This window comes from Mycobacterium sp. KBS0706, assembly GCF_005938675.2.
Lineage (GTDB): Bacteria > Pseudomonadota > Alphaproteobacteria > DSM-16000 > Inquilinaceae > Inquilinus.
This window is the reverse complement of record NZ_VCCH02000191.1, coordinates 1-6,103: the sequence shown is the minus strand read 5'-3', so window position 1 is coordinate 6,103 and position 6,103 is coordinate 1. Positions and strand designations below refer to the sequence as shown.

Annotated in this window: 8 protein-coding genes; all 8 read right to left on the bottom strand. The window is 72.1% G+C overall.

Annotated elements, in window-relative coordinates; translation table 11 throughout:
* Positions 1-368 precede the first annotated feature (368 nt).
* Positions 369-1,358, bottom strand: coding sequence for a dihydroxyacetone kinase subunit DhaK (dhaK, locus tag FFK22_RS40515; RefSeq protein WP_138891343.1), 990 nt, complete (start codon positions 1,356-1,358; stop codon positions 369-371).
* 34 nt (positions 1,359-1,392) lie between these two features.
* The gene (locus FFK22_RS40510) at positions 1,393-1,806 is read right to left on the bottom strand and encodes a hypothetical protein (protein ID WP_138891344.1); all 414 of its coding nucleotides are present in this window, start codon (positions 1,804-1,806) and stop codon (positions 1,393-1,395) included.
* Positions 1,803-3,401 (bottom strand): phosphoenolpyruvate--protein phosphotransferase, encoded by a 1,599-nt coding sequence (gene ptsP / locus FFK22_RS40505; RefSeq protein ID WP_138891345.1) that lies wholly within the window; start codon positions 3,399-3,401, stop codon positions 1,803-1,805. The genes FFK22_RS40510 and ptsP overlap by 4 nt, the downstream gene beginning before the upstream one ends.
* Positions 3,385-3,690 carry an HPr family phosphocarrier protein gene (locus FFK22_RS40500; RefSeq protein ID WP_138891346.1) on the bottom strand — a complete coding sequence of 102 codons (306 nt, stop codon included), beginning with the start codon at positions 3,688-3,690 and terminating at the stop codon, positions 3,385-3,387. Before FFK22_RS40500 ends, ptsP begins: the two co-directional genes overlap by 17 nt.
* A 25-nt stretch (positions 3,691-3,715) precedes the next feature.
* Complete coding sequence (dhaM, locus tag FFK22_RS40495; protein WP_138891347.1) at positions 3,716-4,105, bottom strand: dihydroxyacetone kinase phosphoryl donor subunit DhaM; 390 nt, start codon at positions 4,103-4,105, stop codon at positions 3,716-3,718.
* On the bottom strand, positions 4,102-4,716 hold the full coding sequence (gene dhaL, locus FFK22_RS40490) for a dihydroxyacetone kinase subunit DhaL (RefSeq protein WP_138891348.1): 615 nt from the start codon (positions 4,714-4,716) through the stop codon (positions 4,102-4,104). The genes dhaM and dhaL overlap by 4 nt, the downstream gene beginning before the upstream one ends.
* Before the next feature lie 8 nt (positions 4,717-4,724).
* Positions 4,725-5,747 (bottom strand): ABC transporter ATP-binding protein, encoded by a 1,023-nt coding sequence (locus FFK22_RS40485; RefSeq protein ID WP_138891349.1) that lies wholly within the window; start codon positions 5,745-5,747, stop codon positions 4,725-4,727.
* Positions 5,740-6,103, bottom strand: a 364-nt coding sequence (locus FFK22_RS40480; RefSeq protein WP_143956950.1) for a TOBE domain-containing protein, incomplete at its 5' end; no start/stop codon positions are given. The genes FFK22_RS40485 and FFK22_RS40480, both read right to left, overlap by 8 nt.

Below are 6,103 nucleotides of genomic sequence, written 5' to 3'. Positions count from 1 at the left end.
ACGATCGATCACAAAACCCCAGCAACTCAACGAGTTGCTGGGGTTTTGCTTTGGGGCCTCGATGGCGAGCTCAGCAAAATCAACCATTTACGCCCGCAGGTCCAAATCACCCGCAACCAGTTGCGACGCGGAGACCAGGAACACGCCTGGGTTCCGACTTGGATCGACATCGGCTGGTCCGGGGAGGATCGCAATGATTGCGACGGTTCGCCGGAGACGGCCCGGACCCCCGCGGTCGCCGCCAGCAGCCTGCCAGGGAACCCGCATTGCGCCGGCGAAAACGGTGACGTCGATACCGGCCCCAAGAAATTCGCTCCGGCAGCTTCGTACCAATATTCGGGTACTCGGAACTGCCGAGGCAACGAGTATCAGGCGGCCCACCGGAGCGCCGCGGTGTGGACCGGGGCATCCCAGAGCCGGACGAGTTCGTCGTCGAGCCGTGACACGGTGACCGAGCAGCCGGCCATGTCGAGCGAGGTGACATAGCTGCCGACCAGCGACCGGGCGATGCGGATGCCGTGCTGCGCCAGCAGCCGGGTGGCGGCGTGGTAGACGAGATAGAGCTCCGCCGCCGGGGTGCCGCCGAAGCCGTTGACGAACAGCAGCACGTCCTGGCCGGCCAGGTCCCCGAGGTCGTGCAGGATGGCGTCGACCAGATCCGCCACGATGGCGTCGGCCGGGGCCAGGGCGACGCGCCGGCGCCCTGGCTCGCCATGGATGCCCACGCCCATCTCGATCTCGTCCTCGCCGATCGCGAAGGTCGGTCGGCCGGCGGCGGGAACGGTGCAGCTGGTCAGCGCCACGCCCATCGAGCGGGTCCGGCGGTTGACCCGGTCGCCCAGCGCCTTCAGTGCGGCGAGATCGCGGCCTTCCTCGGCGGCGGCGCCGACGATCTTCTCGACCACCAGGGTGCCGGCCACGCCGCGCCGCCCGGTCGAGAAGGACGAGGCCTCGACCGCGACATCATCGTCGGTCAGCACCGTCATGACCGGGCCGCCGATCATCTCGGCCGCCATCTCGAAATTCATGACGTCGCCCTCGTAGTTCTTGACGATCAGCAGCAGCCCGGCGCCGCCATCGACGGCGGCCGCGGCGGCCACCATCTGGTCCGGCGTCGGCGAGGTGAAGATCTGGCCGGGGCAGGCCGCGTCCAGCATGCCGCGGCCGACGAAGCCGGCATGCAACGGCTCGTGCCCGCTGCCGCCGCCCGAGATCAGCGCCACCTTGCCCGGCGCGGGGCTGGCCCGGCGGATGAAGCGGCACTCCCCGTCCAAAGCGACGATGTCGGCATGCGCGGCGGCAAACCCCTGCAGGCTTTCCGTCAGCACCGTCTCGACCGAATTGATCAGCTTCTTCATCGGTGCGTCCTTCCCTCCCTTGAGCTTACCGCGATCAGCTGTCCTCGATCAGGCGGGTCACGTTGTGGACCATCGTGTCGACCAGGGCCTCGAGCTCGCGGTTCTTCCGGTCGCTGCCGAGATCCGGCAGGTAGATGGTGTGAGCGCGCACGCGACGGTGCTCGCGGCCGGATTTCAGCCGGTGCGGATGCGCCCGCTCATAGGCCTCGAGGAACCGTCGCCGCGTTTCCGGCGGGAAATGGCAGATGTCGAGGATGACGTCGATATGGCTGGCCGGGATCGGAACCGGATAGGCCGGGCCGGTGATCTGGGTGACGAAGCTGCGGTTCTTGCCCAGCGCCGCGGCCAGGCGCGAGCGCGTGCCGGACGGCCGGTTGTCCAGCACCTCCTTGAGGATGGTCTTGTAGGCGGCGACCGGATCCTGGGGCAGGGTGTCCATGCTGCTCATGCCCGGAGATCGGCGGCCGCGATCGCCGCCTTGGTGCGGGCGATGGCGGCCGGCGCCACCGACAGGCTGCGCAGCCCGGCCTGCAGCAGGGCCGGCACGAAGGCGGGGTCGCCGGCCATGTCGCCGCACAGGCTGACCTCGATTCCCCGCCGCGCCCCGGCCGCGGCGACCTCCGCGATCAGCCGCAGCACCGCGGGATTGCCGGGGTCGGCGAGATCCGCCACCGCGCCGGTGTCACGGGCGGCCGCGGTGACGTATTGGGTCAGGTCGTTGCTGCCGATCGACAGGAAATCGGCGGCGAAGCGGTCGACCGCCAGCGCCGCGGCCGGCACCTCGACCATCATGCCGAGCGGCGGGCGCCGGGCCGGGATGCCGGAAGCGGCCAACTCGGCCACGGCCTCGTCGAGCATCCGGCGCACGGCGTCCATCTCGGCCGGCACGGTCACCATCGGGATCATGATCTTGAGCGGGCCATGCATCGCGGCCCGCGCCAGGGCGCGCAGCTGGATCCGGAACGGCCCGGGCCGGGCCAGCGACAGCCGGATGCCACGGGTGCCGAGGAAGGGGTTGCTCTCGCCATCGACCGTCAGGCCGGGGATCGGCTTGTCGCCGCCGGCGTCGAGGGTGCGGATCGTCACCGGCCGTTCCTGCGCCCAGGCGACGATCCGGCTGTAGGCGGCGACCTGCCGCGCCTCGTCCGGCAGCCCGCCGCCATGGAACAGGAATTCGGTGCGCACCAGGCCGACGCCGTCGCAGATCGCCGGATCGATCCGGTCGAGCTCGGCCGGGTCGGCGAGGTTGATCAGCACCGCGACCGGGACGCCGTCGCCGGTGACGGCCGGCCGCCCGACCGTCGCCTCCGCCGCGCGCTCCGCAGCCTCGGCCGCGGCCTGGCGCCGGCGGAATTCGGTTCGCGCCGCAGGCGAGGGGTCGAGCCACACGGTGCCGGCCGCGCCGTCCACGATCGCCTCTGTCCCGCCGTCGAGCACCGCCATGCCGAGCCCGACCACCATCGGCACGCCGCGGGACCGCGCCAGCATCGCCACATGGCTGGTCGGGCTGCCGCCGGCGAGGGCGATGGCGCCGCCACCGGTCCAGTCGGTGGCGAGGAACCGCGACGGCGTCAGGTCCTCCGCCACCAGCACCGCGCCGGACGGCGGCGGCGCCTCGCCGGCCGTGCCGGCGAGATGGCCCAGCACCCGGTCTCGAAGGTCGATCAGATCAGCAGTGCGGGCCTGGAAGTATTCCTCGCCCGCGGTCTCGTACTCGGAGAGCTGCGCTTCGACCGCCTCCCGCCAGGCCGTGTCGGCGGCGACGCCTGCGGCGATCAAGGCGAGGGCGGGCTCGCGCAGCGTCTCGTCCTCCAGCATCGCCACCTGGAACTCCAGGATCGCGGCACCCTCGTCCCCGGCGGTTTCGGCCAGCGTCGCCAGATCGGCGACGGCGGCCTCGATCGCCGTGAACAGGTCATCCGTTTCTTGCATCGGATCATCGCTCGACCGCCGCGCCGCCGTCGGGGCGGCCAGCCGGACGACGGGTCCGATCGCAAGGCCCGGGGCGGCGGGGCGGCCAGCGAGGTCAGACTGAAGCGGCATTGGGCACCGCCTCATCGAAATCGCGCTCGACCAGGCCGATCAGCGCCGCGACCGCCTCGGCCGCGTCGGGGCCGGCGGCGCGGAAATGCAGCACCGTGTCCTTCGGCGCCTTGGTCGCCATCACCTTGACGATGCTCTTGGCGTCGATCCACGGGCCGGCCGCGGACGCCGCCAGCTCGACCCGCGCCTTGAAGGCCTTGGCCAGCTTGGTCAGCTTCACCGAAGGGCGCGCATGCAGCCCGACCTCATGGGTCAGCAGCACCGTCCCGGATGCGTTCGGGTCCGTCATCGCCTGCCCGCTCGCGCTCCGCGTCTCATTGCGGCGACAGCTCCTCCGCCATGCGCCGGACCTCGTCCAGCAGCGACCCGCCGGACGCCTCGGTGGCCGCGATCACCGCGCCCTCGACGATCGGCGCGTTGCAGATCGCGACGCGAGTCCGCCGCGCCTCCGGCAGCATCTCGACCGCCATCTCGCTGTTGGTCTCGGCGCCGCCGAGATCGACCAGGATAGCCACGCCGGCGTCGGACCAGGCCTGGTCGATCGCCGTCAGGATCGCCCCGACATCGGTGCCGAGCCCGCCATCGGGGTTGCCGCCGCACCAGGCCAGCGGGACCTCGGGGCCGACCATCTGCCGTACCATGTCGGCGGTGCCCTTCGCCACGTCCGGCGAGTGCGACACGATGACGATGCCGACATTGCTCATGCTGCGCCCTCCAAGGCCTCGGTGACGGCGGCGACGATCAGCGCGCTGGAGCGCGCGCCGGGATCCATGTGGCCGATGCTGCGCGGCCCGAGGAAGGAGGCGCGGCCGCGCGTCGCCTGCATCGGCACCGTCGCCTCCGCCGCCTGGTCTGCGGCACGGCGCAGGGCGGGGCCGAGCGGCCCGTCGGCCCCGGCCAGCGCCCGCTGCACCGGGGCCAGCACGTCCAGCATGGTCTTCTGCCCGGGCTCCGACTTGCCGCGGGCCTGCACCGCGGCGATCGCGGCCGCCAGCGCCCGGGCGGCGTCGGCGCGGGTCGGGGCCGCCGGCAGCTCCTTGCCGAGGGCCAGGAAGAGGGTGCCGTAGAGCGGCCCGGAGGCGCCGCCGACCTTCATCACCAGCGTGGTGCCGACTGCGCGCAGCGCCTCGGGCAGCGGCTTGGCCGCGGTGGCGTCGAGCTCGGCCAGCACCGCGCCGAAACCGCGGCGCAGGTTGATGCCGTGGTCGCCGTCGCCGATCGCCTGGTCGAGGGTGGTCAGCTCCTCGGCATGCGCCACGATCCGCTCCGCCACCGCGCGGATCGTCGCCTTCAGGAGATCGGCCGGGACGTCCATGCTGCCTCTCATGCCGTGCGGATGCGGTTGCCGTCCGCATCGAAGAACAGGGGGGCGGCGAGCTCCAGCCCGACCTCGTCGCCGGGGCGCAGCGCCGTGTCGGCCTCGACCAGCGACACCAGCCGCCGCTCGCCGATCAGCAGATGCAGGTAGATCTGGTCGCCGAGATGCTCGATCCAGTCGACCCGGGCCCGGGCATGGCCGTTCGGCGGCCCGCGATGGACGCGCAGATGCTCGGTGCGGGCGCCGATCAGCCGGGCCGAAGCGGGCAGGCCGGGGCAGGGCATCAGGTCGTGCGGGATCAGGTTGATCCCGGGCTGGCCCAGCCGGGACGCGACATGGGCGCTGACCGGGTCGCCATAGATCTCGCGCGGGGTGCCGATCTGCACCAGGCGACCGCGGTCGATCACGCCGATCCGGCTGGCCATGGTCATGGCCTCGATCTGGTCGTGGGTGACGTAGAGGATGGTGGCGCCCAGGTCGCGCTGGATGTGCTTCAGCTCCAGCCGCAGATCGGCGCGCAGCTTGGCGTCGAGCGAGGACAGCGGCTCGTCCATCAGGAAGGCCTGCGGGTCGCGCACCAGGGCCCGGCCGATGGCCACGCGCTGCATCTCGCCGCCGGACAGCCTTGTCGCCTTGTTGCCGAGCTTGGGCGCGATCCGCAGCAGCTCCGCCACCGCCTCGACCCGCTGGCGGATCTCGCGCTCCGGCACCCGCCGGGTCGGCGAGCGCAGCGGGAAGGCGAGGTTGTCGTAGACCGTCAGATGCGGGTACAGCGAGTATTGCTGGAACACGAAGGTGATGTCGCGTGCGGCCGGGGGCTGGGTGCCGACATCCATGCCGCCGATCAGGATCCGGCCGGCATCCGCCTGCTCCAGCCCGGCGATCAGGCGCAGCGTGGTGGTCTTGCCGGCGCCGGTCGGGCCCAGCAGCACCACGAACTCGCCGTCGCCGACGGTCAGGTCCAGGCCGTCGACCGCCACCAGCTCGCCGAAGCGCTTGGTCACGCCCTGCAGCGCCAGCTCAGCCATGGGCCCGGCCCTCCCCATCATAAGTGGTGAGGATCGCGCGGCCGGTGGCGCCGTCGAACAGCGACAGCCGCTCCGCCGCCAGGCTCATCCGCACCGTCTCGCCGGCGCGGATCGGCATCGCGGCCGGCAGCCGCGCCTTGATCGGGCCGCGCGGCGTGTCGATGGCGACGATCTGGGTGGTGCCGAGATATTCGGTGCCGAACACGGTGCCCTTGAGCGGGCCGGCTTCGTCCAGCCGGACATGCTCGGGCCGCAGCCCCAGCACCAGCTCACCCTCGGCCAGATCCTCGCGGATCTCGGGCACGGGGATCGCCATGCCGTCGATGGTGACGGCGCGGTCGCCGCGGGCGACCCGG

Excerpts from the sequence above, each read along its gene's own strand:
- dhaL (WP_138891348.1), bottom strand. The coding sequence starts at position 4,716 with ATGGACGTCCCGGCCGATCTCCTGAAGGCGACGATCCGCGCGGTGGCG.
- FFK22_RS40500 (WP_138891346.1), bottom strand. The coding sequence starts at position 3,690 with ATGACGGACCCGAACGCATCCGGGACGGTGCTGCTGACCCATGAGGTC.
- ptsP (WP_138891345.1), bottom strand. The coding sequence starts at position 3,401 with ATGCCGCTTCAGTCTGACCTCGCTGGCCGCCCCGCCGCCCCGGGCCTT.
- FFK22_RS40510 (WP_138891344.1), bottom strand. The coding sequence starts at position 1,806 with ATGAGCAGCATGGACACCCTGCCCCAGGATCCGGTCGCCGCCTACAAG.
- FFK22_RS40485 (WP_138891349.1), bottom strand. The coding sequence starts at position 5,747 with ATGGCTGAGCTGGCGCTGCAGGGCGTGACCAAGCGCTTCGGCGAGCTG.
- dhaM (WP_138891347.1), bottom strand. The coding sequence starts at position 4,105 with ATGAGCAATGTCGGCATCGTCATCGTGTCGCACTCGCCGGACGTGGCG.
- dhaK (WP_138891343.1), bottom strand. The coding sequence starts at position 1,358 with ATGAAGAAGCTGATCAATTCGGTCGAGACGGTGCTGACGGAAAGCCTG.